We start from the raw sequence: 25632 nt of genomic DNA on the forward strand, positions 1-25632 counted from the left end.
CAGCCGCGTGTCCTCGCCGATCATTTAAATACCAAGCCGCGGCCAGCCGGCCCGTGTTCGAGACTCACCTCGACGCGACGTACGCGTGGCTCGGCCTCGCCGTGGTGAGCGTCGCGACGGCCGGCGTCGCCGCGACGCTCCCGGCGTCGCCGCCGCCGGACGCGGCCGGCGTCGCGCACACGATCGAGACGGTAGCCGGCGGAGAGTACCCCGCGACGGCGGAACACGGGATCGCGGCGGACCGAATCCGACTCACGCCGCGGTCGGTCTCGCTCGGCGGAGACGGGGGAGACGCACGGGCGCCGCTCCACGCGCCGCGGGTGACGCCAGTCCCACCGGTCGATCGAAGCGGAAGTGGGGACCGGCTTCGGCGGGTCCTCGACGGCGTTCCGCCGGACGCCGCGTTCGACGACCCCGACGCGCTGGCCGCGGCGGCGGAGCGCGCGCGGAGCGCCGATAGCGGGTGGCGACCGGCGCCGGAGCGGCTCACCGTGCGGCGGGTGCATTACGGAGGGGTGCATGTCACGCTCGTCGGGTGACTCGTCCGGCGCCGGAAGCGGGGCCGCGGATCGCGCCGCGGTCGAACCGCTCGCCGCGCTCGTCGCGGTGCTGGTAGTCGGGGCGGCGCTGAGTCTGTACGCGGCCGCGCTCGACGACGCGACGGTCGATCGGGAGCGGCCCGGTGCCGAGACCGTCCTCGACAGGGCCGAGCGAACGGCGACCGCCGGCGGCGTCGTCGAACCGGACCAGCTCCGCGGCGCCGACGGCTTCCGGTATCCGACGGCGGTGACGGTGAGGGCCGGCGGGAAGACGTGGCGGATCGAGTTCGGCGATGACGCGCCCGAACGCGCGGCGGTCGGAGACGACGGAGCGATCGGGACGGCCGAGCGACCGGTGACCGTGCGAGTCGGTCCGGGGCGGAACGTCCGCGGGACCCTTCGCGTGGTGGTCCGCCGGTGACGAGCACCGTGCTCGACGTGACGGTGCTGCTCCTGTGCGTGTCCGCGAGCGTCGTCGCGCTCGGTGGCGTCGGCGGGGACGCGGGGACGCGCGGGCCGACCGCGGAGGGGGCGGCCGACCGGATAGTGATGGAGACCGTGACCGTGCGGTACCGGTCGCCGCGGGCGGCGAACGGCACCCGAACGGTACACGCGACGCGCGCCGAACTGCTCGCGCTGCTCGTCGCGGCTCCCGGAAGCGCGGGCGATGAGCGCGGCGCCGTCGACGGCGAGGGCGCGTTCGAGCCGCGAGCGACGGCCGCGATCGCCGCGGGCCTCGGCGAGCGAACCCGGGTCGACGCGACGGTCCCGGCGGTTCCGAGCCGGGAACCCAGCTCGACGCAGCGAGCTGTCGACCGTCGGCCTCCGGCTCCGCCTGGCTGTCGACCCGCAACCGGCCGGATAGCGGCGTCTGGGACACCGAACGCGCCGCGATCCCCTCAACGAACCGCCGGCCAGTCCCGGGAGGGTCCGGACCGGACCGACGGCGGTTCGAGGGGAACCGAGCGGCCTCGCCCCGGGAGAGACGGGAACGCGAGAGCGGTCGTCGTCGGGGCCGAGCCGCCGCGGAACGCCGACGTCACGACGGCGGTGGTCACGCAGCCGACGCCGGACGCGGCCGAGACGGGCGATCCCGTTCGGATCGTCGTGAGGAGGTGGTGAGCGTGGGGAAACGCGGCGGAGCATCCGACTCCGAGCGGGTCGGGCGACGGTTCGCGGTCGACGAGCGGGCGCGAGTCCCGTTCGCCCTGATCGGCGTGTTGCTGCTCGTGACGAGCACGACGTACGCAGCGGGGATCTCGGATCAGGGGCTCGTCGGCGAGGACCGGAGCGTCGAGCGGGCCGTCGAGCGCGTCGACGCCGACGCCACCGCAGCGCTGCGCGCCGCGGCGCGCGAGGCGGCGCACGACGCGGCGCGGGAACCGGTGACGCGGGCGCCCGAAAGCGGTGCCGCGGCCGAGGCGGTGCGCGAGGAGTCGGCGTTCACGGACGCGCTTCGGATACGACTGGCAGTCACCGGGGCAGACGCGCTCTCCGCGGTCGACGCTGACGTCGGATCGGTGACGGCGACGGCGTCGCTACCGGCGGTCGGGGGGCGAGAGGGCCTCACCGCGGCCCGCGACCGCGTCCGCGTCGAGCCGGCGGCCAACGGGACCGCGACTCGCGTCACTTTCGAGGAGGTCGACATCACCGCGACACGGAACGGCCGAACGGTCGTGAACCGCACCGCGGACAGGACCGTCGTGGTGGCCGTCCCGACGCTCGCCGCTCACGAGCGGACGGAGCGGTTCGAAGAGCGGCTCGACAGGGGTCCGGTTGAGGGACCGGGTCTCGGTCGACAGCTCACCGCGAGCCTCTATCCGATGACGTGGGCGAGAGGATACGCGCAGTACGCCGGGGCGCCGGTCGAGAACGTCCTCGCGAACCGGCACGTGGAACTGTCGACGAACGCCGGGATCGTCCGGACGCAGCGGGCAGTCTTCGGGACGAGCGACCCGAGCGCCCGCGGCGGAGTGGCACGGGCGACCGCCCGGACCGGGATGAGCGACCTCCTCGCGCCGACCGGCGTTCGAGAGGACTCGTGGACCGACGCGGTTCTCGGAGCGCCGACGCCGACCGGTTCCGGGGAGACCGCGACGCAACCGAGCGCCGGCACGCACCCGAACGGGGCGGGGAGCGAGGACGACGCGTTCGAGTCGAAACGAGACCGGTCCGACGAGGAGACGCCGGTTCCGATCGGGCACGCGGCGGACGTCGGGGCGGTTCGGGTCCACGACGACCTCGACGAGGTGATCGAGGGCGCGTACCGAGTCGAGGCCGACGTGCGGACGGCGACGACGCAGGTCGCGGACGGCGGACGAATCGCGCCGCCGACGCCGGCCGTCGCGGCGACCGGCGAGTGGGATCGCGTCGACGTGGAGCGGTCGGAGCGGCTGACCGACGTCGCCGGGAGCGACGTGCCGCGCGGGGTTCCCGCGGGGACCGTGGATCCGGACGAGCCGGTCGCGTTCGGAGACGCGATCCGCGAGGTGACGGTCGAACGCACCGCGACTGCGACGTGGGAACGGGAAGTCGTGGAACGGGGCCCTAACGGAAGCGTCGTCGACCGCACCGTCCATCGGACGACCACCGCCGACGAAGCGGCCGACCGCTACCGGGTCCGCGTCTCGGTGACGGGGCGACACGCGCCGACCGACGGCGCGGCGGACCGGCCCGCCGCGACGTTCGGAGCGGGAGGTGACGGACCCGACCTACGCGGGACGCCGGCGGCCGCGCGTTCGTCGCTCGGCGTCGACACGGCGGCCGGCGTGGACCGACTGGCCCGGGACGCCGTCCGGAGCGGAGACGTCGACGACTCGACGGTGGTCCACGGCTCGTGGACGGAGACCGAACGGGACCGCGTGGCGGCGGATGTCGCCGCGCTCGCCGTCGAAGTCCGGGCGTTCGAGACCGACGCGTCGATGAAGGCGGCGGCGGTCGGCAAGGCGGAGCCGTACGCCGACCTCGCCGACGCGGTCCGCGATCGCCGAGCGGCGCTCGTCGACGCGCCGAAGACGTACGACGGCGCGGTCGATCGGGCGCGGGTCGCCGCCCGCGCGGCGTACGTCGACGCCGTCGTCGCGGAGCTGGAAGCGGCTTCTGCCGACCGCGAGCGGGCGACGAACGGGTTTCTCGATCGGGTGAACAGCGCCTTCGGCGGCCCCTCGGTCGGCGAGGCGATCGCCGCCCGCGAGGCCGCGACGGACCCGGGCACATACACGGTCGCCGGCGACGGTCCCGGGGGAGCGGTGACGTTCTCGCCGCGAGGGGCGCCGGGATACCTGCCGCGGACGACGGTCGACGGCGAACGGACAGACGGCGCGAGCGACGCCCCGACGCGACCGCTCGCCGTCCGCAACGTGAACTACGTCACCGTTCCGTACGGCGATCTGTCGAGCGGGATCGTGGATCGGATCCTCGGCGCCGGGGACACGGTCCGACTCGGTACCGCCGGGCGCGCGCTCCTGCTCGCCGACGAGGCGCTGGCCGCGAGCGACGACCCGGGACTCCGCGCCGACCGGGACGCGCTCGCGCAACGGGTCGACGGCTCGCTTCGCGAAGTCGATCGCGAAGTTGAGGGCGTGCTTCGGGAGCGGACCTCGTTGTCGCGGGAGGCGCGTCGCGACGCGGTCGACGAGGCCGCCGCGTCATACGACTCGACCGGTGACAGAGCGGCAGCGGTCGGTGACGGCGAGTACGCCGAGCGGGTCGCCGCAGAGGCCGCGGCCGACGGATCGCTCTCGACCGCGGCGGAGGCGTCGCTGGCCGCGCACCTCCGCGTCGCGACGCGGAAGGCGGCGGGTCGAGAGGACGTTCGGGTGCCGACGCGGGTCGTCGAACCGCCGACGAAGGGCGCGCGGGTCCTGCTCAGGGACCGCATGGAGAAAGCGATCGAGAGGGAGGCCACGCGCGCCGGCCGGACCGCGACCGAGGAGCTGAGCGAGAGGGCGGCCGAGGACCTCGGCGAGAAGTGGTCGCTGAAGCCCGCCCGGAGCGTCGGGGCGGGGCTTCCGGTCGCGCCGGTGCCCGGTTACTGGGTGACGACGGTGAACGCCTGGCGCGTGCAGGTCCGCGGGGAGTACCCGCGGTTCGCGCTGCGCGCCGACGTCGGCACGCCGGGCGAGCCGTTCGAGTACGTTCGACGGGAGGGCGACGTGGCCCTCGACGTTGGCGGGGAGACCGTTCGGCTCGGTGCGACGGAGCCGATTCGGTTCGAGACGGAGACCGTCGTCGCCGTCGCGGTGCCCGCCGGCCCGCCCGGCGTCGGCGACGTCGACGGCACCCGCGACGAGACCTCCGCCGGGTGGCCCTGCCCGAGAGCCGGGGGAGCGTCGGACGGAGGAGCGAGAGAGTGCGCGACCTCGTGAGTCGACCGTAGCCGTTTTGAGAGACGCCGACCGAGTGGGACCATGTTTCACGAGGTCGTCGAGGACGGGACGGTGTCCGGTGTCGACGCCGTCGGCGCCAACGGGACGCCCGATGTCGACGCGGGCGAGGTGACCCCGGGCGCGCTGCTCGCGGCGTTCGAGGTGATGGTGCGCGAGTCGGTGGCCGAGGCCGGGCGCGAGCGCGTCGGCGTCGAGACCGGCGTCGACGAGGCGGCCGTCGAGGCGGCCGCCGCGGGCGACGCGGCGGACCTCAGCGTGGACGACGCGGCGGCGATCGTCGCCGTGACCGCCGACCGCGACGCCGACGCGCTCGTCGCGGAGCTACGCGATCACCTCCTGATGGGGATGGCGACCGCGGTGCTCGACGTCGACACCGTCGCGGCGGGGATCGACGCCGATCTCACCGGCCAAGAGGTCCAACAGGCCCTCGAGGGACGCGCCGGGATGACGCTGGAACAGCTCGCGGAGGTCATGGCGGTCATCGAGCGCCGCAAGCGATGAGGGCCGTCGTCGTCGGCTGCGGCTACGTCGGGATCGAACTCGCGTCGCAGCTCGCCGATCGCGGCCACGCCGTGACGGGCGTGCGGCGGTCTGACGCGGGGATCGACGCCATCGGTGAGGTCGGGGAACGCGTCGACGGCGACGGCGCGGTCGACGCGATACGAGCGGACGCGACCGATCCGCCCTCGCTCGACGCGTTGCCCGACGCGGACGCCGTCGTCTTCGCGGCCAGCTCCGGCGGCCGAGGCGCCGAGGCGGCCCGCGAGGTGTACGTCGACGGCCTCCGAAACGTCATCGAGGAGTACGCGGCGCGGTCGTCGTCGCCGGACAGACTCGTCTACACGTCGTCGACGGGCGTGTACGGCGACCATGACGGCGGGTGGGTCGACGAGGAGACGCCGATCGATCCGACCACGGAGAAGACGCGGGTCCTCGCCGAGGCGGAACGGATCGCGCTGGAGGCCGCCGGCGACGCCGGGATCGGCGGGACCGTCGCTCGGTTCGCGGGACTGTACGGCCCCGGGCGGTACCGATTGGAGCGGTACGTCGAAGGGCCCGTCACCGCGGGGTACCTCAACATGGTCCATCGAGACGACGCCGCGGGGGCGATCCGGCACCTCCTCGAGACGGATCGCGCACGCGGCGAGCCGGTCGTGGTCGTCGACGACGAACCGGTCGACAAGCACGCGTTCGCCGACTGGCTCGCCGACGAGTGCGGCGTGCCGCGGCCGGAGAAGCGGTCGAAGGCCGAGCGGATCGCGGCCGGCGACCTCTCACCGGCCGCCGAACGCCGGATCCGGACGAGCAAGCGCTGTTCGAACGACAGGCTCCGCGCGCTCGGGTACGAGTTCGACTATCCGACCTTCCGCGAGGGGTATCGCGACGCGGTGCGGTCGTTCCGCGCGACCCGAGAGTAAGCGACGCCACGGGCGGGCGTCGCCGATCGGTCGAAACAGTGACGAACCTTCATGTGGGGGGAGGGAGTCTCGGGGACACATGTGGAGCCTGAGTGCGGCCGACGAGCGACTCTCGCAGGCGGGGACGCTCGCGCGGGAGAACCCGGAGCTGACCGCGATCGCGGTCGGCGTCGCACTCGTCGCGGTCGCCGGGGGATACCTCCTGTTCCGCGCCCGCTGGACGACCGGAGTGCGGTTCCGGCGGCTGCTCGCCGACCAGGACGAGATCGCGGTGCTGATGCACCCGAACCCCGACCCGGACGCGATGTCGTCCGCCCTCGGTGTCGCGTCGCTCGCGTCTCAAGTCGACGTCGACGCGACGGTGCAGTACCCCGGACAGATCCGTCATCAGGAGAACCGCGCGTTCCGAACGGTGCTCGATCTGGAGCTCGAACCGATCGAACACGTGAGCGACCTCGCCGCCGGGTCCGTCGTGCTAGTCGATCACAACGAGCCGCGAGGGTTCGCGGGCGCCGACGGCGTCCTCCCCACGGCCGTCGTCGACCACCACCCCGGCGACGGCGCCGGAGAGCGGTTCACCGACGTCCGCACCGATTACGGAGCGACCGCCTCCGTCGTCGCCGAGTACTTCGAGGAGAACGACGCGATCCCGGTCCCGCCGGACAAGCACGCGAGCGAGACCGACAGCGACCTCACCCTCCCGACGGACACCGCGACCGGGCTGCTGTACGGTATCCTCTCCGACACGAAACACCTCACCGTCGGGGCGAGCGAGCCGGACTTCGCGGCCGCAGCGTACGTGTACCCCGGCGTCGATCAGGACTGCCTCGACCGCATCGCCAACCCCGCGGTCGACGCGGAGGTGCTGGAAGTGAAGGCGCGAGCCATCGCCGGGCGCCGCGTCGAGGGCTCGTTCGCGGTGGCGGACGTGGGCGGCGTGAACAACGTCGACGCGATCCCGCAGGCGGCCGACGAGCTGATCCAGCTCGAAGGGGTCAGCGCCGTCGTGGTGATCGGCGAGCGGGACGGGACGGTCCACCTCTCCGGGCGCTCCCGTGACGATCGGGTCCACATGGGCAACGCGATCGAATCGGTCCTCTCGGACGTCGAAAACGGAGACGGAGGCGGCCACTCGCGGATGGGCGGCGGGACCGTCGCACCGCGGATCGACCCGACGGGAGAGGACGGGCCGGAGGGGGTCGACCGAGACGAGCTCGCCGACGCGCTGTTCCGGGCGATGGCCGGCGACGTCTGAGTCCCGCCGGCTGGTCGCCGGGAGCCGGAGACAGTATTTAATTATGCGGCCGCGGAGTGAACGGTATGAACCTCGATCTCCCGACCGACGGCGGCTGGCGCGCGCTCGCGGGCGTCGGCGTCGGCTACGCGCTCGCGACCGGACTGATCTTCGTCCTGCTGTTCGCGGTTCCGTATCTGATCGTGCGGGCGCTGTAACGGCCGAACCGTCGTGACGGCAGAAAAACCGATCTGAAGCCGGTAGCGTCGGCGGTGATCAGGCGAACGCGAGCGAGTCGTCCGCGCCGCTCTCGTCGTCCTGCTGGAGCTTCTCGTGGGCCTCGAGGAAGTCGTCGAGCGTGACCTCGGTGCGGTCGTCGCGGATGGCGAACATCCCGGCCTCCGTGCAGATGGCCTTGATGTCGGCGCCGGACGCGTCGGGGGTCATCTCGGCGAGCTCGTCGAAGTCGATGTCGCTCGCGAGGTTCATCTTCCGGGTGTGGATCTGGAAGATGATCTCGCGACCGTCGGTGTTCGGCTTGGGCACCTCGATGAGGCGGTCGAACCGGCCCGGACGGAGGATGGCCGGGTCGAGCATGTCGAAGCGGTTGGTCGCGGCGATGATCCGGACCTCGCCGCACTCGTCGAAGCCGTCCATCTCGGAGAGCAGCTGCATCATCGTCCGCTGGACCTCGGCGTCGCCGGAGGTCTTCGAATCGGTGCGCTTCGAGGCGATGGCGTCGATCTCGTCGATGAAGAGGACGGCGGGCTGGTTCTCGCGGGCGACCTCGAACAGGTCGCGGACGAGCTTCGCACCCTCGCCGATGAACTTGTGGACGAGCTCGGAGCCGGCCATCTTGATGAACGTCGCGTCCGTCTCGTTGGCGACGGCCTTCGCGAGCATCGTCTTCCCCGTGCCCGGCGGCCCGTACAGCAGGACGCCGCTCGGCGGCGTGATCCCGACGTCCTCGAACATGTCCGGGTGCTCCAGCGGCATCTCGACGGTCTCGCGGACCTCCTGCATCTGGTCTTCGAGCCCGCCGATGTCGGCGTAGGTGACGTCGGGCGAGTGCTCGACCTGCATCACGCGGGCCCGCACGTCCGTCTCCTTCTCCAGCTTCTTCACGACCGAGAGGGAGTTGTTGACCGCGACCCGGTCGTCGGGATCGAGCTTCTCGCGCATCTCCGCGGTGATCTCCGTAAGCGCCTCTTGATTGTTGCCGTGCTGTTTGATCACGGCGCCGTCGGGCGTGATCTCCTGAACGGTCGCCACGAACAGCGGGGACTGCTTCAGCTTCTTGTTCTCGTGGGTGAGCCGTTCGAGCTTCTGCTGGTACTTGTTGTTCTCCGCGTTCGCGTCGAGGAGCTTGTCGCGCATCTCCTCGTTTTGCGACTCCAGCACGTCGAGCTCATCCTGGAGGGACTCGATCTTCTCCTGTCTCGACGCCGACCCTTCGTCGTAGGGCATCTCGACGTCTTCGACGGTGTCAGTCATTGTCCGTAATAAGGCGTCTCGCGCGTAAGAGGTTTCGGGTGGGGGAGAGTAGAGCGGGACGGATCGCCGAATGAATGACCAATAGTAATGAATATGGATAGTAAATATTATTTGTCGGCATGAGATATGAGAGAGTACGCATGAGCACCACCGACGCCGTCACCGCCGACGAGGACGTCACGGACCGCTGGAGCGCCGTCCGCGATCTTCCCCCGAGCGCGAAGCTCGTGGCGAAGGTCCTCGACTACAACGACACGCTGACGCAGAGCGAACTCGCCGAGGAGACGCTGCTGCCCCCCCGGACCGTCAGGTACGCGCTCTCGCGGCTGGAAGAGGAGGACGTGGTCGACTCGCGGTTCTCCTTCACCGACGCCCGGAAGCGGCTGTACACGCTCGCGGTGTGAGTCGGCAGGGGTCGGCAGCGACGTGGACGGAGGCGGGCGGGAGCCATCATCTTATCCCCGATACCGACGCAGGGACGCCGTGGTCTCGACAACCGGCGTCAAGCGGGCCCTGGCCGCGCTGGCGACGCGTACCGACACCGCAACCCGGCCGTACGCCGCCGTGATCGACGAGGCCGAGGCCGCGCGAACCGACCTGCGGCGCGCCGCCGGGTTCGTCGAATCTGTCGGACTCGACCGGCTGGAGGAGGCGGTCGCGGCCGCCGAGCGCGACGGCGACGCGGCCGCGGCCGAGCGGGGTCGCGCGGCGCTGTCGGCCTACCGAGGATTTCGGGAGGCGGCGGCCGGCGGAGGCCGGTGAGGAGCGGTCGGACGGCGGCCCGCTCTCCGGACCGCCGACCACTTCCGCTCCGCCCCCGGAACCCCTAAACCCGACACCGGCCAACGTCCGGGCAGATGACGCGGGTGATCCACACCGGCGACACCCACATCGGGTACGCGCAGTACCACTCGCCGGTCAGACGACAGGACTTCCTCGACGCCTTCGAGGCCGTGATCGACGACGCGATCGACGGCGACGTCGACGCGGTGATCCACGCGGGCGACCTCTTCCACGACCGACGTCCCGAGCTCGTCGACCTGATGGGCACCATCTCCGTGCTCCGTCGGCTCGACGACGCCGGGATCCCCCTCCTCGCGGTCGTCGGCAATCACGAATCGACGCGGGGCGGCCAGTGGCTCGACCTCTTCGAGCGGCTGGGGCTCGCGACACGGCTCGGCGACGAGCCGACCGTGGTGGGCGACACGGCGTTCTACGGGCTCGACCACGTCCCCGTCTCCCGCCGGGACGACCTCGACTACGCGTTCGCGGACCACGACGCCGACTACGCCGCCCTCGTCGCGCACGGCCTCTTCGAGCCGTTCGGCTACGCGGACTGGGACACCGAAGCGGTGCTCGCGGAGAGCGACGTCGCGTTCGACGCGATGCTCCTCGGCGACAACCACACGCCCGACGTCGCTGAGGTGAGCGACACGTGGGTCACCTACCCGGGGTCCACCGAGCGCGCGAGCGCGAGCGAGAAGGAAGGGAGGGGCTACAACCTCGTCACCTTCGACGCGGACGCCGCGGGCGGCGACGACCGCGTGGATATCCGGCGGCGCGCGCTCGACACGCGCCCGTTCGTCTTCGTCGAAGTCGACCTCCGCGAGGGAGAGGGCGCGGCGCGGGTGCGGGAGAAGGTCCGCCAACACGACCTCGACGACGCGGTCGTGCTCGTCGACGTGACCGGCGAGGGCGAGCCGGTGACCCCGGCCGCGATCGAGGAGTTCGCGACCGAGGAGGGGGCGCTCATCGCCCGTGTCACCGACCGCCGCGAGGTCGAGACCGACGCCGAGGTCGACGTGAGCTTCGCCGACCCCGAGGACGCCGTGCGGGAGCGGATCGAGGAGATGGCGCTCTCCGAGGCGGCCCGCGACGTCGACGAGACGGTCCGCGCCGACACGCTCCCCGACAGCAACGTCAGGAAGACGGTGAAGGGACGGGTCGAGGAGCGAATCGACGACCTCGACGCGTTCGAAGGGGGCGGAGCGGGCGGCGACCCAGAGGAAGGCGACGACGGCGACGCGGACGAGAGGGACGAGGCGCACGAGGAGACCGGGACCGGCGACGACACCGCGGAAGACGGCGACGACGACGGCGAACGGGCCCCCGAGACCGCCGCGACCGACGGCCAAGTCTCCATGGAGGATTACCTGTGAACTTCGACCGAATCCGGCTCTCGAACTTCAAGCCGTACGGCGACGCCGACCTCCGGCTGACGCGGGGCGTCACGGTCATTCACGGGCTCAACGGGAGCGGCAAGTCGTCGCTCTTAGAGGCCTGTTTCTTCGCGCTGTACGGGTCGAAAGCGCTCGGCGGCACCCTCGACGACGTCGTCACGAAGGGCGAAGAGGAGACCGAAGTCGAGCTGTGGTTCACCCACGACGGGACGCCGTACCGGATCGAGCGGCGGCTCCGGGTGTACGACGACCGGATCGACCACCAGTGCACGCTCGAATCGACCGACGAGAGCGACGTGACCCGCGACGGCGCGCGGGCCGTGCGCGAGTTCGTCACCGAGCTGCTCCGGATGGACGCGGAGGCGTTCGTCGGCTGCGCGTACGTGCGGCAGGGAGAGGTGAACGAGCTGATCGACGCCAGTCCGCGGGAGCGCCAGGACACGATCGACGACCTGCTCCAACTCGGGAAGCTAGAGGAGTACCGCGAGCGCGCCGGGGACGCCCGGCTCGGCGTCGAGGACGTGTTAGAGAACCGCCGCGGACGGCTCGACCAGCTCGACGAGCAGATCGCGGCGAAGGAGGATCGCGACCTCCACGAGCGGCTCAACGGGCTCGAGAGCGACCTCTCGGAGGTGACGGACGAGATCGAACGCTACGAGGACCAGCGGGATCGGGCGAAGGAGACGCGCGACGACGCCACGGAGACGCTCTCGACCCACGCGGAGAAGCGAGAGGAGCTGGAGTCGGTGAAGGCGGAGATCGGCGAGATCGAGGAGGCGATCCGCGAGGCCGAGCGCGAGCGCGACGAGCACCGGGACGCGATCCGGGAGGCCCGAGAGCGGATCGACGAGATCGAGGCCGGGATCGGGGAGCGGCTCGACGACGCCGGCCTCGACGCGGCCGACGAGGAGACCGTCGCCGCTCGCCGCGCGGAGCTCGACGAGCGCGAGGCGTCGATCCGCGAAGAGCTCGACGACGGACGGGTGAGCGCTGAGGCGCTCCGTAACCAGGCGACGAACCTCGCCGGGAAGGCCGACGACCTCGCCGACCGCGCCGCGGAGCTGGAGGGAGAGGCCGACGACCTCGCCGACGAGGCCGAGACGGCCGACGACGAGGCCCACGAGCGCGAGTCCTCGATCGAGGAGCTCCGCGAGGAGGCCGAGACCCTCCGCGAACGGTTCGCGGCTGCCGACGTGGACCGCGACGACGTCGCCGACGAGCACGAGGCGCTTCGCGAGCGACGCGGCGAGGTCCGCGAGCGGATCGCGGAGCTGTCCGCGGAGCTGAAGAACGCTCGCGAACGCGTCGCGGAGGCCGAGGAGCTGCTCGCGGCCGGCAAGTGTCCCGAGTGCGGCCAGCCGGTGGAGGACTCGCCGCACGCGGCCGGGATCGAAGATGACCGGGCGCGCGTCGACGAGCTGGAGGCCGAGCTGGAATCGGCCCGCGAACGCGAGGAGAGCCTCGACGAGCGGATCGAAGAGCTGGACGGGCTCGCGGCGGCCGCGGACCGGCTCGACGAGATCGACGAGACGACGGAGATGCTCGAAGAGCGCGTCGACGAGCGCCGGTCGGAGGCGGCTGAGAAGCGCGAGGCCGCGGCGGAAAAGCGCGAGGCCGCGGCGGAGAAGCGCGAGGAGGCCGACGAGACCCGCGATGTCGCCGCGGAAAAGCGCGAGGAGGCCGAGTCGGCCGCGGACCGCGTTGCGGAACTCGAAGCGTCGCTCGGTGCGCTCGACGAGGCCCGCGAAGCGGTGGACGCGGTCGAGGAGCGGGTAGGGGCGATCTCGGAGGCGGAGTCGACGATCGAGCGCCGCCGCGAGAAACGGGAGACGCTCGGGGAGCTCAACGACGAGCGGCGCGACCGGCTCGCCGACAAGCGCGAGCGGCGCGACGAGCTCGCGGCCGCGGTCGACGAAGCGGCGGTCGAGGAGGCGAGGACGCGGAAGGAGAAGGCCGAGAAGTACCTCGAACGCGTCGACGGGGAGCTGGATCGGCTCGCGGAGCGGCGGACGGAGCTGGAGAACGCGATTGGGAGCGTGAACGGCGAGATTCGGGAGCTGGAGACCCTCCGCGGGGAGCGAGCCGAGCTGGCGACGACCGTCGAGGCGCTGGAGGGGCTCCACGGGGAGACGAGCGAGCTGGAGGCGATGTACGGCGACCTCCGCGCGGAGCTCCGCCAGCGCAACGTCGCCGAGTTAGAACGCACGCTCAACGAGACGTTCGATCTGGTGTACGGCAACGACGCCTACTCGCACATCGAGCTCGACGGCGAGTACGCGCTCACGGTCTACCAGAAGGACGGCGAGGCGCTCGATCCCGAGCAGCTCTCCGGCGGCGAGCGCGCCCTGTTCAACCTCTCGCTGCGCTGCGCGATCTACCGGCTGCTCTCCGAGGGGATCGAAGGCGCCGCGCCGACCCCGCCGCTCATCCTCGACGAGCCGACCGTCTTCCTCGACTCCGGGCACGTCTCCCGGCTCGTCCGGCTCGTGGAGGAGATGCGCGGCTTCGGCGTCGAGCAGATCCTCATCGTCAGCCACGACGACGAGCTGGTGGGCGCCGCCGACGAGCTCGTCACCGTCGAGAAGGAGCCGCGCTCGAACCGCTCGACGGCCCGCCGCGCGGACGCCGCCGAGCTCGACGCCGCGTCGCTCGCGGACGACTGATCTCGGCCGTCGCTCAGCCGCCCTCGGCGCGGTCGCGCCCCGCGGCGACGTCCGCCTCAGGCCCGCCTCGCAGGAGCTCGATCGCCTCGCTCGCGTCGTCCGTCGCGGCGTACCCCCGCCGGCCGTCGACGTCGACCTCGGCGATCAGGCCGGCCGCGCGGAGCTCGGTGACCGTCCCGTGGAGGTCGGACTCGCACAGCTCCGTCGCGTCGAGCAGCTCGATCACGGGGAGCGGCCCCTCGTCGACGACCACGGCGAGCAGGCCGAGCGACCGGTCGTCGTGGACCGCGCGCATCGTTTTGCGGACCGACGAGGGAACTCCGGAGGCCGCGGTCGCGAGCGGCGACTCCCCGTCGACGACGCTGAGTTCGTCGTTGTCGACGTAGCGCTCCGCGCCCGTGGCCGGGTCGCGGACGCGGCTCGACTCCGCGGAGCGCTTCACGAGGAGGTACGTGTCGCCGTCGGCGTCGCGGACCGTCTGCATAGGCGAAGGAGAGAGTCCCCAATTCATTACGCTTCCGGGGGAGTGTGGTCGTCCGGGTCGTCAGCGTCGTCAGCGTCGTCGGCGTCGGCAGCGTCGTCGGCCTTAGCGTCCGCAGCCCCGGAGCGAGCGGCCTCGACAGCGTCCGCGTCGGCATCGATACCATCCGTATCGGCATCCGCGTCGGCCGCCTCGTCCCGAGAGCGCTCCCAGGCACGGTACGTCTGGTACGTCCGAACGCCGGCGAGAAGCCCGGCGACGAGGAGGACCGGACCGACGCGCGACCACCCCTCGAAGTACCAAACCATCGGGCCGAGCGCGACGAGGAACACCGCGGCGTTGGCGTAGATCACGGCGACCACGAACGCGCGGAGCGTGCCGGAGTCGACGTCGCTCGCGCCCTCGAAGTCGCCCCCGTCGTCGAACGTCTTCACCGAGGGGGCCTTCGGGATGTCCGGCGTCATCTCCCGCTCGGCGTCGGAGCTCTCGCCGAAGGAGACCTCGCCCTCGTCGTCCTCGTCGAGGCTGAACACGTACGGTCGTACGCGGGGGCGAGGCAAAGGGGTTCCGTCCGGTCGCGACCGGGACGTCGCGTCCGCGGGGAAGGTGGCGCGGCCGCGGAGAAGCCGGCACCGCCACTACGGACGTGAGACGAGCGCGGAACCGAAGCGCCGCGTCAGGTCGCGTCTGCGAGCCGGACCGTTCGGCTCGCCTCGACCCACGCGAGGGGGTTCGCGGCGTCGAACAGCACCACGTTCCCGTCGTCCTCGTACACCTCCACCTCGGCGTCGACCGCGTCGCGACCGGTCGGGCGAGCCACCTCGGGTTCCGAACGTGGGTCCGAAGACATAGACCGTGGTAAGTCATCACACATTAAAGGCCTTTCCGTGGCGGGAGTCCTCGCCGCACCCGAAAGCCGAGTTTTTTAGCCGGGTGCCGCCGAAGGACCGATATGACTCAGTCGGGGCTGTCGGACTTCTCGTCGCCCGCGGACGCGGACGAGGGGGAGCACGGCGGCACGGAAACCGAACGGGAGGACCTCGCCGCACAGGAGGCGGCCGTCGTCGCCGGCGGCGGGCGAGGCCGCGTCAGCGACGTCGTCGACGTCGACGAGGCGAAGTTCCCGGAGTCGACCGGGACCGTCGAGCTGATGATCACCCAGATCGACTACGCCGTGGAGGGATACGGGAGCGACGAGTACCCCGTCGTTCACGTCTTCGGCCGGCGCCCGGCGGCGACCATCGACGGCGACGTCGAGGACGACGTCCGCGAGCACGTCCGCGTGCTGGGCGTCGAGCCGTACTTCTACGTCCCAACCGCCGACCTCGACCGCGACCCCGTCGAGGCGTACGACGTCGTGATCGGGACGCGCGAGGAGGGCCCGGACGGCGAGCCGTACGAGAGCATCCGCGGCGAGCCGCTCACCCGGATCGTCACCCGGACGCCCCGCGACGTCGGGAACATCCGCGACGACTTCGAGACCAGCTTCGAGGCTGACATCCTCTTCCCGAACCGCTTCCTGATCGACAACGGGATCAACGGCGGGATGCGGGTCGAGGAGCGCCGGCTCGACGACGGCTCCGGGACGATGCAGGTCCACGAGGGGCAGCTGGAGCCGGCCGAGGTCGACGCCGACCTCCGCGTGAACACCTTCGACATTGAGGTCGACGACCGCCGGGGGTTCCCCGAGGACGGCGAGGAGCCGATCATCTGTCTCACGAGCCACGACTCCTACGACGACGAGTACGTCGTCTGGCTGTACGACGCCCCCGAGGCCGAGATCCCGCCGCCCGAGGACCTCCCCGACTACGAGGGGATCGCGAGCGACGGCGAGATCGACTTCCGGGTCGAGACGTTCACCGAGGAGGCCGCGATGCTCGACGCGTTCGTCGACTACATCGACGACACCGACCCAGATCTTTTTACTGGGTGGAACTTCGAGGATTTCGACGCGCCGTATCTCCTCGATCGCATGGAAGTGCTCGACGACGGGAGCCAGTACGACCTCTCCGTCGATCGGCTCTCCCGGATCGGCGAGGTGTGGCGCTCCGGCTGGGGCGGCCCCGACATCAAGGGCCGGGTCGTCTTCGACCTGCTGTACGCGTACAAGCGGACGATGTTCACGGAGCTGGAGTCGTACCGGCTCGACGCGGTCGGCGAGCGCGAGCTCGGCGTCGGCAAGGAGCGGTATACGGGCGACATCGGCGACCTCTGGGAGCAGGACCCCGAGCGCCTGCTGGAGTACAGCATCCGCGACGTGGAGCTGTGCGTCGAGATCGACCGGAAGCAGGACGTGATCGCCTTCTGGGACGAGGTGCGCACCTTCGTCGGCTGCAAGATCGAGGACGCGCCGACCCCCGGCGACACGGTCGACATGTACGTCCTCCACAAGGCGTTCGGGAAGTTCGCGCTCCCGACGAAGGGCCAACAGGAGTCGGAGGAGTTCGAGGGCGGCGCCGTCTTCGACCCGATCACCGGCGTCAAGGAGATGGTGACGGTCCAGGACCTGAAGTGTTTCAGCGCCGACACGGACGTCGCAACGCCGAACGGGCTCAAGCCGATAACAGAACTGAATGTCGGCGATCCCGTCTACACGTTGAATTCAGAAACGTTTGAGTGCGAAATCAAGCCAGTCGCCGAGACTCATTCGTACCAAAACGAATACGGCGAGCTACACCACGTCAGCGGGAACACGCACGATTTTAAAGTGACGGAGAATCACCGGTTCCTCCTGTCACAGAGCCGCGGATGGAGCGATCTCGGCCCGTCGGATTTCGAGTTCAGCGAATACCGTGATGTGCCGGAATACGAGCGGTTCGCATTCCCCATACACGAACCGATGGCCGGATCGAAACGCGAGAAGTTCGACCTTTTCGAGGAGGTCGAAGACGGCCACGTCGCCGTGTACGCTCACGACGGCTTGACCGGATTCCGAGCAGCGATGCCCGTGGGAATCGAGTCTGAACTCGATCGGGCGAAGGGAACATCTCGACTCGCGACGGTTGATGGAAAAGCCGGAAAATATCTGATACCGATCGAGGTGTATCGACAGAACCGCGAACAGATCGAGGAACACGCCGACGAGACCCTTCTTAAATACGATCGCGGACACGCTGAAATGCCCCTCTCCTTCAACATGGACGACTGGCTTGAACTGATGGGCTGGTTCGTCACGGAGGGAAGTTTTGTTCGTGAGGTTCCCGGGATCGTGTTACATCAACGCGATCCGCAGGGTCGAGAGTCGATCCGGGATCTGTTAGAACGGATTGATCTGAACTACGCGAGCAACGAAACGCGGTTCAAAATCTCAAACCGATTCCTTCACGATTGGTTCCGGGATCACTGCGGCGACGGGTTCTCTGAAAAACATCTTCCGGAGTGGGTGTTCGGTCTCGACGCGGGCCACCTTCGTCATCTGCTCGACACGCTCATCGATGGCGACGGGAGCCGGACAGAAAGCGGACTCAACAAGTTCTGGACCAAAAGCGATCGGCTGAAACAGGACGCCGTCCGGCTCGGAGTGCGGTGTGGCGAGAAGCCGACGGTTACGAAACAGTCCGACGGGACGTGGTACGTCTCGATCGGAAAGCAAGGGTCATTGAAAAAGGCGAACGCCACGACCGAACCGCACGACGGACAAGTACACTGTATCACAGCCCAGGATAACCACACTGTACTCGCCGGACGGAACGGCCACCTCCAATGGATCGGACAGTCGCTGTACCCGATGTGCATGGTGACGATCAACGCCGGCCCGGAGACGAAGGTCGACCCCGCCGAGTACGACGGCGAGACGTACGTCGCGCCCAACGGAACCCACTTCCAGAAGGAGCCGGACGGGATCATGCGCGAGATGGTCGACGAACTCCTCTCCGAGCGCGAGGAGAAGAAGTCCCTCCGGAACGACCACGACCCCGGCACCGAGCCGTACGAGCAGTACGACCGTCAGCAGGGAGCTGTCAAGGTTATTATGAACTGCTTCACGCCGGACACCGAGGTCGTGACGCCCGACGGCGTACGGTCGATCACGGAGTTGGAGGTCGGCGACGCCGTGTACTCGCTCGATCCCGACACGGAGGAGATGGTGGCGAAGACCGTCGAAGAGACCCACGCGTACCCCGATTACCGAGGCGAACTCGTCGACGTCGAGACCTCGAAGATCGATTTCCGGGTGACGCCGAACCACCGGATGCTCGTCCGAAAGAACGAGACGAACGGGATCACCGAGGACGGGTACAGTTTCGTGGAGGCGGGCGACCTCGACCGGGCGACGAACTACGAGCTTCCCCACGACTGGGACGGACCGGACGGCGAACGGGTCGACGAGATCGATCTGACCGAACTCGTCGACGGCGACTACGAGGTGTGGGTCCGACCGAGCGTCCACGGCCACACGTTCACCGCCGAACTGGGATGGACGCCGCGGCGCGTTCCGAAGGCGGACGTCGGCGAGACCGGCTACGTGTTCACGGCGGCGGAGTTCGAGGAACACCGCGAGTACGTCGAGTCGGTGTGCGAGACGAGCTACGTTCACCGGGAGTCCGGGCGGAAGTGGGTCCCGCGGACCTACGACGGGGACGACTTCCTCGAACTGCTCGCGTGGTACGTCACGGAAGGGAACGTGTACACCTCCGAGGAGAAGCGGTTCGGCGACAACCTCCGCGGCTCCGCGACCACGATACAGATCGCGCAGGACGCCGTGGCGGACGGCGGCGACTCCGACCGCGAGACGATCGGGGATCTCCTCGATCGGATGGAACTAGACTACTACGTCGACGACCACAGCTACCAGTTCACCTCGGAGCTGCTCGGGGACCTCCTCCGAGACAGCTGTGGAGACGGGAGCTTCGAGAAGCGGATCCCGGACCGCGTCTTCGAGGCGAGCGTGGCGCAGAAACGCGCGTTCCTGGAGACGCTGATCGACGGCGACGGCGACCGGCAGACCGGATCGTGGCGGTACACGACGTCGAGCGAGCGGCTTCGAGACGACGTGCTCCGCCTGTGTGCCCACCTCGGGATCACCGCGAGCTACAACCGCGACAGCGGGAGCTGGCGGATTTACGTCACGGAAGGCGGGAAGAACACGCTCCGGATGCATCGGAGCGGGTCCCGGAGCGAGGCCGAGGACGGGGTCTACTGCGTGACCGTCGAGGACAACCACACGCTCCTCGCGGGGCGGAACGGGAAGTTCCAATTCGTCGGCCAGTCGCTGTACGGCGTGACGGGATGGGACCGGTTCCGTCTCTACGACAAAGAGGGCGCAGCGGCCGTCACGGCGACCGGTCGCGAGGTCATCGACTTCACCGAGGAGGCCGCGAACGAGCTCGACTACGAAGTCGCCTACGGCGACACCGACAGCGTCATGCTTTCTCTGTCTGACATGTCGAAAGAGGAGGCGATCGAGACCTCCTTCGAGATAGAGGACCACATCAACGAGCGCTACGACGACTTCGCGCGCGACGAGCTGAACGCCGAGTTCCATCGCTTCCAGATCGAGTTCGAGAAGCTCTACCGGCGGTTCTTCCAGGCGGGCAAGAAGAAGCGCTACGCCGGCCACATCATCTGGAAGGAGGGCAAAGACGTCGACGACATCGACATCACCGGTTTCGAGTACAAGCGGTCGGACATCGCCGGCATCACGAAGGAAGTCCAGCAGAACGTCATCGAGACGATCGTCACGGGCGACGACATCGACGAGGACATGGAAGAGGTGAAGACGTACCTCGTGGACGTCATCGCCCGCGTGCTCGAGGGCGACATGGACCTCGACGAGATCGGGATCCCGGGCGGGATCGGCAAGAAGCTGGACGCCTACGACACGCCGACCGCGCAGGTCCGCGGCGCGAAGTACGCGAACCGCATGCTCGGGACCAACTTCGGGAGCGGGTCGAAGCCGAAGCGGCTCTACATCGAGAAGGTCCACCCCGACTTCTGGCAGCGGATGGAGGGAGAGAAGGGGCTCGACCCGCAGCGCGACCACCTGTACGGGGAGTTCAAGCGCGACCCCGACGTGATCTGCTTCGAGTACGCCGACCAGGTCCCGGAGGAGTTCGAGGTCGACTGGGAGAAGATGCTCGACAAGACGCTGAAAGGGCCCATCGAGCGCGTCATCGAGGCGCTCGGCATGTCGTGGGAGGAAGTCAAGACCGGACAGGAGCAGACCGGACTCGGCTCGTTCATGTAGACAGGTCGTCTCGCTGAAAGCAGTTTTCGATCGTTGGAAAAATTCTTGCTTGATTCGAGAGTTTTGTCGGGGGGATGCGTAACCATTAACCGCCTCAACCACTACCGTCAACGTACGAGGCACGAGAATACACATGGCTACTCTCGAAATCAACGATCTTCACACACGAGTGGCGGAAGAGGGCGGCGAACGCATCCTTCGCGGGGTCGACCTAACCGTCGAGTCCGGCGACATCCACGCGCTGATGGGGCCGAACGGCTCCGGGAAGTCGACGCTCGCGAAGGTCATCGCCGGCCACCCGGCGTACGAGGTCACCGACGGCGAGGTCCTGCTCCACCTCGACGAGGAGGACGTCGCGGACATCAGCGCCGACCTCGACGACGACGACTATCACTGGGAGCTGCTGGAGATGGAGCCGAACGAGCGCGCCGCGCTCGGCATCTTCCTCGGCTTCCAGTACCCGGCGGAGATCGAGGGTGTCACCATGACGAACTTCCTCCGGCAGGCGCTCAACGCGAAGGCGGACGAGCGGGAGGAGCTGTTCGAGGACGAGGAGGCCGACGAGGCCGACGCCGACGAGGACGACGAGGGCTACGAGACCTCCCCGATGGAGGGCGCCGCCGACGACGGCGATATCGGCGTCGCCGAGTTCCAGCAGATCCTCTCGGAGAAGATGGAGCTGCTCGACATGGACGAGAAGTTCATGCAGCGCTACCTCAACGCCGGCTTCTCCGGCGGGGAGAAAAAGCAGAACGAGGTTCTGCAGGCCGCGATGCTGGAGCCCGCGATCGCCGTGCTCGACGAGATCGACTCCGGGCTCGACATCGACCGGCTCCAAGACGTCTCCGAGGGAATCAACGCCCTCCGCGACGAGCAGGGCACGGGCGTCCTCCAGATCACCCACTACCAGCGAATCTTAGACTACGTCGAGCCCGACCACGTCCACGTGATGCTCGACGGCCAAGTCGTCAAGAGCGGCGGGGCGGAACTCGCGGAGAAGCTCGAGGACAAGGGGTACGACTGGGTCCGCGAGGACGCGTTCGATGCGGCGTAACCACAAATGGTCACGCAACAGGAATAAACGGGGGAACACGTAACATAATATCATGAGTTCACAACAAGACGATCTCAAAGAGACAGACACCGAGGCCCGCTTCGAGTTCAAGAAAGAGGAGAAGTCCGCTTTCCAGACCGAGAAGGGCCTCACCGAGGAGACGGTCCGCATCATCTCGGAGGACAAGGACGAACCGGAGTGGATGCTGGAGCGGCGCCTTCGCGCCCTCAAGCAGTTCCAGGAGATGCCGATGCCGACCGACTGGCCCGGCCAGCCGGACCTGAGCGAGGTCGACGTCGACGAGATCATCCCGTACATCCGGCCGGACGTCGACGTCCGCGCCGGCGTGGACGACTGGACCGAGCTCCCGGACGAAATCAAAGACACCTTCGACAAGCTGGGCATCCCGGAGGCGGAGAAGAACGCGCTCTCCGGCGTCGGCGCCCAGTACGAGTCGGAGGTCGTCTACCAGAACATGCAGGAGCGGTGGGAGGAGAAGGGCGTCATCTTCTGTAACATGGACGAGGCCGTCCAGGAGCACGAAGAGCTCGTCCGCGAGCACTTCATGACGAAGTGCGTCCCCCCGAGCGACAACAAGTTCGCGGCGCTCCACGGCGCCATCTGGTCCGGCGGCTCGTTCGTCTACGTCCCGGAGAATACCACCGTCGACATGCCCGTGCAGGCGTACTTCCGGATGAACTCCGAGGGGATGGGCCAGTTCGAGCACACGCTCATCATCGCCGAAGAGGGCTCGGAAGTCCACTACATCGAGGGCTGTTCCGCGCCGAAGTACTCGAAGTTCAATCTCCACTGCGGCGGCGTGGAAGTGTTCGTCGACGAGGACGCCCACGTCCAGTACTCGACCGTGCAGAACTGGTCGAAAAACACGTACAACCTGAACACGAAGCGCGCCATCGCCGAGAAGGGCGGGCGCATGGAGTGGATTTCGGGGTCGATGGGGTCGAAGGCAACGATGCTGTACCCCTCGACGATCCTGAAGGGCCGCGGCGCCTCCGACAACCACATCACCATCGCCTTCGCGGGCGAGGGTCAGGACATCGACACCGGCGCGAAGGTGTACCACAACGCGCCGGACACGAAGTCCACCGTCGAGTCGAAGTCGATCGCGAAGGACGGCGGCCGCACCAACTACCGCGGCCTCGTCCACATCGCCGACGGCGCCGAGAACTCTTCGACCGCCGTCGAGTGCGACGCGCTGATGTTCGACAACGAGTCGACGTCGGACACGATGCCGTACATGGAGATCAACGAGTCGAAGGTCGACGTCGCCCACGAGGCGACCGTCGGGAAGATCGGCGACGAGGACATCTTCTACCTCCAGTCGCGCGGCCTCGACGACGACGACGCGAAACAGATGATCGTTTCGGGCTTCATCGAGCCCATCACGGAGGAGCTGCCCATCGAGTACGCCGTCGAGCTCAACCGGCTCGTCGAACTCGAGATGGAGGGCTCGCTCGGATAACATGAGCACGCAAGCAATCGAGAGCCTCTCGGAGGACACGGTACGACGCATCGCCGACGAACGCGACGAGCCCGAGTGGCTCCTCGAGACCCGTCTGAACGCGCTTTCGGCGCTGGAGACGGCCGATCTGCCCGACGTCATCCAGACGCCCGGGCGCCGCTGGACAGACCTGGAGTCGCTCGACTTCGAGGCGCTCGTCGACCCGCTGAACCAGTCCGACGCCACGGAGCGGTCGGCCGGCGACGACGAGGTCGTCGTCCTGCCCTTCACCGAGGCGTTCGACGAGTACGGCGACGTCATCGAGGCGAACTTCGGCTCGGTGCTCGACCCCGAGCACAACTACCTCACGGCGCTGTCGGTCGCGCTGTTCACGACCGGCACGTTCGTCTACGTCCCCGAGGGCGTCGACGTCGAGGACGTGACGGTGCGCGCGGAGATGAACTCCCGCTCGCTGTTCAGCCAGACGCTCGTCGTCGCCGAGGAGTCGTCGTCGGTGACGATCCTCGAGTCGATCGAGAGCGGTGACAGCGCGGTCGACGGCGACCGCTACTTCTCGAACCTCGTCGAGATCGCCGCGGGCGAGAACTCGAACGTCCAGTTCGGCTCGCTCCAGAACCTCGACGACGACTCGTACACGTACTCGCTGAAGCGCGGCGTGACGGACGCGTACGCGACGGTCGACTGGATCGAGAGCAACTTCGGCTCGAAGCTCACCCGCTCGGACGTCGAGACCGAACTGAGCGGCGACGGCTCCGAGAGCCAGATCGTCGGGACGTTCTTCGGCACCGACGACCAGCACTTCGACATCAACGCCCGCGTCTGGCACCAGGCCGAGCACACGACGGCCGACCTCGTCACGCGCGGCGTGCTCGACGACGTGGCCCGCTCCGTCTACGAGGGCGTTCAGGACGTCGGCGAGGACGCGTGGAACACGTCCAGCTACCAGCGCGAGAACACGCTGATGCTGTCGGACGACGCCGAGGCCGACGCGTCGCCGAAGCTGATCATCCACAACCACGACACCGAGGCGTCGCACTCCGCGACGGTCGGGCAGGTCGACGCCGAGGACCTGTTCTACCTCGAGAGCCGCACGATCGACTCCCACACGGCGCGGAACATGCTCGTCGAGGGCTTCTTCGTGCCCGTGTTAGAGGAGATCGCGGTCGACGAGTTCCGCGACGACGTTCAGGAGCTCGTCCTCCAGCGGCTCCAGTAGACGGAGTCGTCGCGTTTTTTCGGAGACGTCGAAACGGCCGCGGCGACGACGCCGCCGCTCGCGGACGCGTTCGAGACGCCTCGACGCAAAGAGCGTTCGGCGCGGCTACTCGGACTCGTCCGGCTTTCGCACCTCGGAGACGATGATGTCCCAGTCCGGGTTCTCGGCGCCGTTCCGGCACTCCCACCCGCCCTCGACGTCGACGTCTCGCTCGTGGGCGCGGCGGAGGAGGGACCGTAGTTCGTCGCGGAACGCCGACTCGTCTGACGGCGTCTCGTCTCCGGAGTTCACGTGGACGGGACCTCACCGATCCCGACGGTCCCGCTGTCGTCGTCGGGCGTGCGGTTCGCGATCACCGCGTCATTGGTGACGGTGACCTCGCGTCCCGCGACCGTGGAGGTGACGCGAACGTTGCCGTCGGTCGCACCCCTGAAGAGCGCGTCGAGCGACTCGACGTCGATCGATTGAAACAGGGGGTCCATCTCAGTCGGATCGACGTCTGAGATCTCTGTGAGGGTCGCAACAACCGCCATACTGGCCGAAGTCTCCACCTTGTCGTAGCGTGCCAGATACGTCTCCGACCCCGGACGAAAAATAAACGACTCGAGAATGATTTCAGTGTCTTCGGCAGACATATAAAGACGTAGCACGCTGCGTCGGTTCAGGTGTGGCACTGATCATACAGGAGGTATTTACAAGCAGAAAGGATGTCCGTCGTCATCGGATCCCGACGCGAGCAGCGACGTGTCACTCCGCGATCAGCGTCCTCGCGATCAGCCGGCGGTGGCCGCGTCTGATCCGAGAGGACAGCGACTGTTGTGAGATGCCGAGTTCCGCGGCGATCTCCTCCAGCGACGCCGTCCGCGGCGAGTCGAAGTACCCCATCTCGTACGCCAACACCAGCGCCTCCCGCTGGGTCTCCGTGAGGTCGTACCCGTCGCCCTGAACGGGAAGCAGCGAGTGGACGGCGGTGATCTCGATGGAGATGTCGTGAGCCTGGCAGTCCGTCCGAAACTCGCCGATCCGATCGCGGCTCTCGCCGCGGACTTCGAACTGCCACCCCTCCTTGGTGCCGATACCCGAGAGCACCACGATATTGGCTCGCGCGAGGGCGGTCAGGACGCCGTAGTAGTCGTCTTCCCACTCGGCGCGCATGAGGTACTCTCCGTCGACATCGTCGATGAGCTCGATGTTCACGACCCCTCGGTGCGCCTCGAAGGCGGCCTCGATGTCTGACGCGCGCGCGCCGCGGACCCAGAAGTACGGGATGATGAGCGACGCGGCCGGGATGAGTCGTT

23 protein-coding genes are annotated in these 25632 nt (G+C 68.7%); 16 read left to right on the forward strand and 7 right to left on the reverse strand.

The annotated features are described in order from the left end of the window. Nucleotides 1-53: 53 nt before the first annotated feature. From DJ75_RS15205 to DJ75_RS19260, 8 genes are all read left to right on the forward strand, one after another. Nucleotides 54-539, forward strand: coding sequence for a hypothetical protein (locus DJ75_RS15205; RefSeq protein ID WP_094525270.1), 486 nt, complete (start codon nt 54-56; stop codon nt 537-539). Continuing rightward, nucleotides 520-960, forward strand: coding sequence for a hypothetical protein (locus DJ75_RS15210; protein ID WP_094525271.1), 441 nt, complete (start codon nt 520-522; stop codon nt 958-960). Before DJ75_RS15205 ends, DJ75_RS15210 begins: the two co-directional genes overlap by 20 nt. Then, nucleotides 957-1661: a hypothetical protein gene (locus DJ75_RS15215; protein WP_094525272.1), complete on the forward strand. Its 705-nt coding sequence runs from the start codon at nt 957-959 to the stop codon at nt 1659-1661. Before DJ75_RS15210 ends, DJ75_RS15215 begins: the two co-directional genes overlap by 4 nt. Further along, the gene (locus tag DJ75_RS15220; protein WP_094525273.1) at nt 1655-4906 is read left to right on the forward strand and encodes a hypothetical protein; all 3252 of its coding nucleotides are present in this window, start codon (nt 1655-1657) and stop codon (nt 4904-4906) included. The genes DJ75_RS15215 and DJ75_RS15220 overlap by 7 nt, the downstream gene beginning before the upstream one ends. A gap of 42 nt (nt 4907-4948) precedes the next feature. Continuing rightward, nucleotides 4949-5428 carry a DUF5791 family protein gene (locus DJ75_RS15225; protein ID WP_170938220.1) on the forward strand — a complete coding sequence of 160 codons (480 nt, stop codon included), beginning with the start codon at nt 4949-4951 and terminating at the stop codon, nt 5426-5428. After that, complete coding sequence (locus DJ75_RS15230) at nt 5425-6345, forward strand: NAD-dependent epimerase/dehydratase family protein (RefSeq protein ID WP_094525274.1); 921 nt, start codon at nt 5425-5427, stop codon at nt 6343-6345. The genes DJ75_RS15225 and DJ75_RS15230 overlap by 4 nt, the downstream gene beginning before the upstream one ends. A gap of 79 nt (nt 6346-6424) precedes the next feature. Next, entirely contained in the window at nt 6425-7600 is a 1176-nt protein-coding gene (locus tag DJ75_RS15235; RefSeq protein WP_094525275.1) for a bifunctional oligoribonuclease/PAP phosphatase NrnA, read from the forward strand. A 65-nt stretch (nt 7601-7665) separates the two neighbouring features. Continuing rightward, nucleotides 7666-7797 carry a hypothetical protein gene (locus tag DJ75_RS19260; protein WP_254921584.1) on the forward strand — a complete coding sequence of 44 codons (132 nt, stop codon included), beginning with the start codon at nt 7666-7668 and terminating at the stop codon, nt 7795-7797. 58 nt (nt 7798-7855) lie between these two features. Here DJ75_RS19260 and DJ75_RS15240 read toward each other — a convergent pair whose 3' ends face one another. Beyond that, entirely contained in the window at nt 7856-9073 is a 1218-nt protein-coding gene (locus tag DJ75_RS15240; RefSeq protein ID WP_094525276.1) for a proteasome-activating nucleotidase, read from the reverse strand. A gap of 140 nt (nt 9074-9213) precedes the next feature. Here DJ75_RS15240 and DJ75_RS15245 point away from each other — a divergent pair, with 140 nt between their 5' ends. The 4 genes from DJ75_RS15245 to rad50 all read left to right on the forward strand — a co-directional run bounded on the left by DJ75_RS15245 (nt 9214) and on the right by rad50 (nt 13916). Then, nucleotides 9214-9477, forward strand: coding sequence for a helix-turn-helix domain-containing protein (locus DJ75_RS15245; RefSeq protein WP_094525277.1), 264 nt, complete (start codon nt 9214-9216; stop codon nt 9475-9477). Nucleotides 9478-9556: 79 nt separating this feature from the next. Then, nucleotides 9557-9835 (forward strand): hypothetical protein, encoded by a 279-nt coding sequence (locus DJ75_RS15250; RefSeq protein ID WP_094525278.1) that lies wholly within the window; start codon nt 9557-9559, stop codon nt 9833-9835. Between the two features lie 95 nt (nt 9836-9930). Beyond that, complete coding sequence (mre11, locus tag DJ75_RS15255) at nt 9931-11232, forward strand: DNA double-strand break repair protein Mre11 (RefSeq protein WP_094525279.1); 1302 nt, start codon at nt 9931-9933, stop codon at nt 11230-11232. Next, the gene (gene rad50 / locus DJ75_RS15260) at nt 11229-13916 is read left to right on the forward strand and encodes a DNA double-strand break repair ATPase Rad50 (RefSeq protein WP_094525280.1); all 2688 of its coding nucleotides are present in this window, start codon (nt 11229-11231) and stop codon (nt 13914-13916) included. Before mre11 ends, rad50 begins: the two co-directional genes overlap by 4 nt. Nucleotides 13917-13929: 13 nt before the next feature. Here rad50 and DJ75_RS15265 read toward each other — a convergent pair whose 3' ends face one another. From DJ75_RS15265 to DJ75_RS18765, 3 genes are all read right to left on the reverse strand, one after another. Beyond that, on the reverse strand, nt 13930-14400 hold the full coding sequence (locus DJ75_RS15265; RefSeq protein ID WP_094525281.1) for a hypothetical protein: 471 nt from the start codon (nt 14398-14400) through the stop codon (nt 13930-13932). Nucleotides 14401-14426: 26 nt separating this feature from the next. Then, nucleotides 14427-14930: a hypothetical protein gene (locus tag DJ75_RS15270; protein WP_094525282.1), complete on the reverse strand. Its 504-nt coding sequence runs from the start codon at nt 14928-14930 to the stop codon at nt 14427-14429. 143 nt (nt 14931-15073) lie between these two features. Beyond that, nucleotides 15074-15247, reverse strand: a complete 174-nt coding sequence (locus DJ75_RS18765; protein ID WP_170938219.1) for a hypothetical protein — start codon at nt 15245-15247, stop codon at nt 15074-15076. A 102-nt stretch (nt 15248-15349) separates the two neighbouring features. Between DJ75_RS18765 and DJ75_RS15275 the strand changes: the two genes are divergently transcribed. The 4 genes from DJ75_RS15275 to sufD all read left to right on the forward strand — a co-directional run bounded on the left by DJ75_RS15275 (nt 15350) and on the right by sufD (nt 24334). Beyond that, nucleotides 15350-20581, forward strand: a complete 5232-nt coding sequence (locus tag DJ75_RS15275; protein WP_094525283.1) for a DNA polymerase domain-containing protein — start codon at nt 15350-15352, stop codon at nt 20579-20581. Nucleotides 20582-20714: 133 nt separating this feature from the next. Then, nucleotides 20715-21635 carry an ABC transporter ATP-binding protein gene (locus DJ75_RS15280; protein ID WP_094525284.1) on the forward strand — a complete coding sequence of 307 codons (921 nt, stop codon included), beginning with the start codon at nt 20715-20717 and terminating at the stop codon, nt 21633-21635. 52 nt (nt 21636-21687) lie between these two features. Further along, nucleotides 21688-23118 carry a Fe-S cluster assembly protein SufB gene (sufB, locus tag DJ75_RS15285; protein WP_094525285.1) on the forward strand — a complete coding sequence of 477 codons (1431 nt, stop codon included), beginning with the start codon at nt 21688-21690 and terminating at the stop codon, nt 23116-23118. A gap of 1 nt (nt 23119) precedes the next feature. Continuing rightward, a complete protein-coding gene (gene sufD, locus DJ75_RS15290; protein ID WP_094525286.1) occupies nt 23120-24334 on the forward strand; it encodes a Fe-S cluster assembly protein SufD in 1215 nt (404 codons plus the stop codon). Nucleotides 24335-24439: 105 nt separating this feature from the next. Here the strand turns inward: sufD and DJ75_RS15295 are convergent, their stop codons facing one another. The 3 genes from DJ75_RS15295 to DJ75_RS15305 form a co-directional block, all read right to left on the reverse strand. Beyond that, nucleotides 24440-24625: a hypothetical protein gene (locus DJ75_RS15295; RefSeq protein ID WP_094525287.1), complete on the reverse strand. Its 186-nt coding sequence runs from the start codon at nt 24623-24625 to the stop codon at nt 24440-24442. Continuing rightward, nucleotides 24622-24969, reverse strand: a complete 348-nt coding sequence (locus DJ75_RS15300) for a HalOD1 output domain-containing protein (RefSeq protein ID WP_094525288.1) — start codon at nt 24967-24969, stop codon at nt 24622-24624. The genes DJ75_RS15295 and DJ75_RS15300 overlap by 4 nt, the downstream gene beginning before the upstream one ends. A 112-nt stretch (nt 24970-25081) precedes the next feature. Continuing rightward, a partial coding sequence (locus DJ75_RS15305; RefSeq protein WP_094525290.1) for a helix-turn-helix domain-containing protein occupies nt 25082-25632 on the reverse strand: 551 nt, incomplete at its 5' end.

Origin of the sequence: Halorubrum sp. Eb13 (assembly GCF_002252895.1) — an archaeon.
GTDB lineage: Archaea > Halobacteriota > Halobacteria > Halobacteriales > Haloferacaceae > Halorubrum.

Bases quoted from the DNA above. Each gene is read 5' to 3' on its own strand.
- DJ75_RS15210 (WP_094525271.1), top strand. From the start codon at position 520: ATGTCACGCTCGTCGGGTGACTCGTCCGGCGCCGGAAGCGGGGCCGCG.
- DJ75_RS15225 (WP_170938220.1), top strand. From the start codon at position 4,949: ATGTTTCACGAGGTCGTCGAGGACGGGACGGTGTCCGGTGTCGACGCC.
- DJ75_RS15230 (WP_094525274.1), top strand. From the start codon at position 5,425: ATGAGGGCCGTCGTCGTCGGCTGCGGCTACGTCGGGATCGAACTCGCG.
- DJ75_RS15235 (WP_094525275.1), top strand. From the start codon at position 6,425: ATGTGGAGCCTGAGTGCGGCCGACGAGCGACTCTCGCAGGCGGGGACG.
- DJ75_RS19260 (WP_254921584.1), top strand. From the start codon at position 7,666: ATGAACCTCGATCTCCCGACCGACGGCGGCTGGCGCGCGCTCGCGGGC.
- DJ75_RS15240 (WP_094525276.1), bottom strand. From the start codon at position 9,073: ATGACTGACACCGTCGAAGACGTCGAGATGCCCTACGACGAAGGGTCG.
- DJ75_RS15245 (WP_094525277.1), top strand. From the start codon at position 9,214: ATGAGCACCACCGACGCCGTCACCGCCGACGAGGACGTCACGGACCGC.
- mre11 (WP_094525279.1), top strand. From the start codon at position 9,931: ATGACGCGGGTGATCCACACCGGCGACACCCACATCGGGTACGCGCAG.
- DJ75_RS15265 (WP_094525281.1), bottom strand. From the start codon at position 14,400: ATGCAGACGGTCCGCGACGCCGACGGCGACACGTACCTCCTCGTGAAG.
- DJ75_RS18765 (WP_170938219.1), bottom strand. From the start codon at position 15,247: ATGTCTTCGGACCCACGTTCGGAACCCGAGGTGGCTCGCCCGACCGGT.
- DJ75_RS15275 (WP_094525283.1), top strand. From the start codon at position 15,350: ATGACTCAGTCGGGGCTGTCGGACTTCTCGTCGCCCGCGGACGCGGAC.
- DJ75_RS15280 (WP_094525284.1), top strand. From the start codon at position 20,715: ATGGCTACTCTCGAAATCAACGATCTTCACACACGAGTGGCGGAAGAG.
- sufB (WP_094525285.1), top strand. From the start codon at position 21,688: ATGAGTTCACAACAAGACGATCTCAAAGAGACAGACACCGAGGCCCGC.
- sufD (WP_094525286.1), top strand. From the start codon at position 23,120: ATGAGCACGCAAGCAATCGAGAGCCTCTCGGAGGACACGGTACGACGC.
- DJ75_RS15300 (WP_094525288.1), bottom strand. From the start codon at position 24,969: ATGTCTGCCGAAGACACTGAAATCATTCTCGAGTCGTTTATTTTTCGT.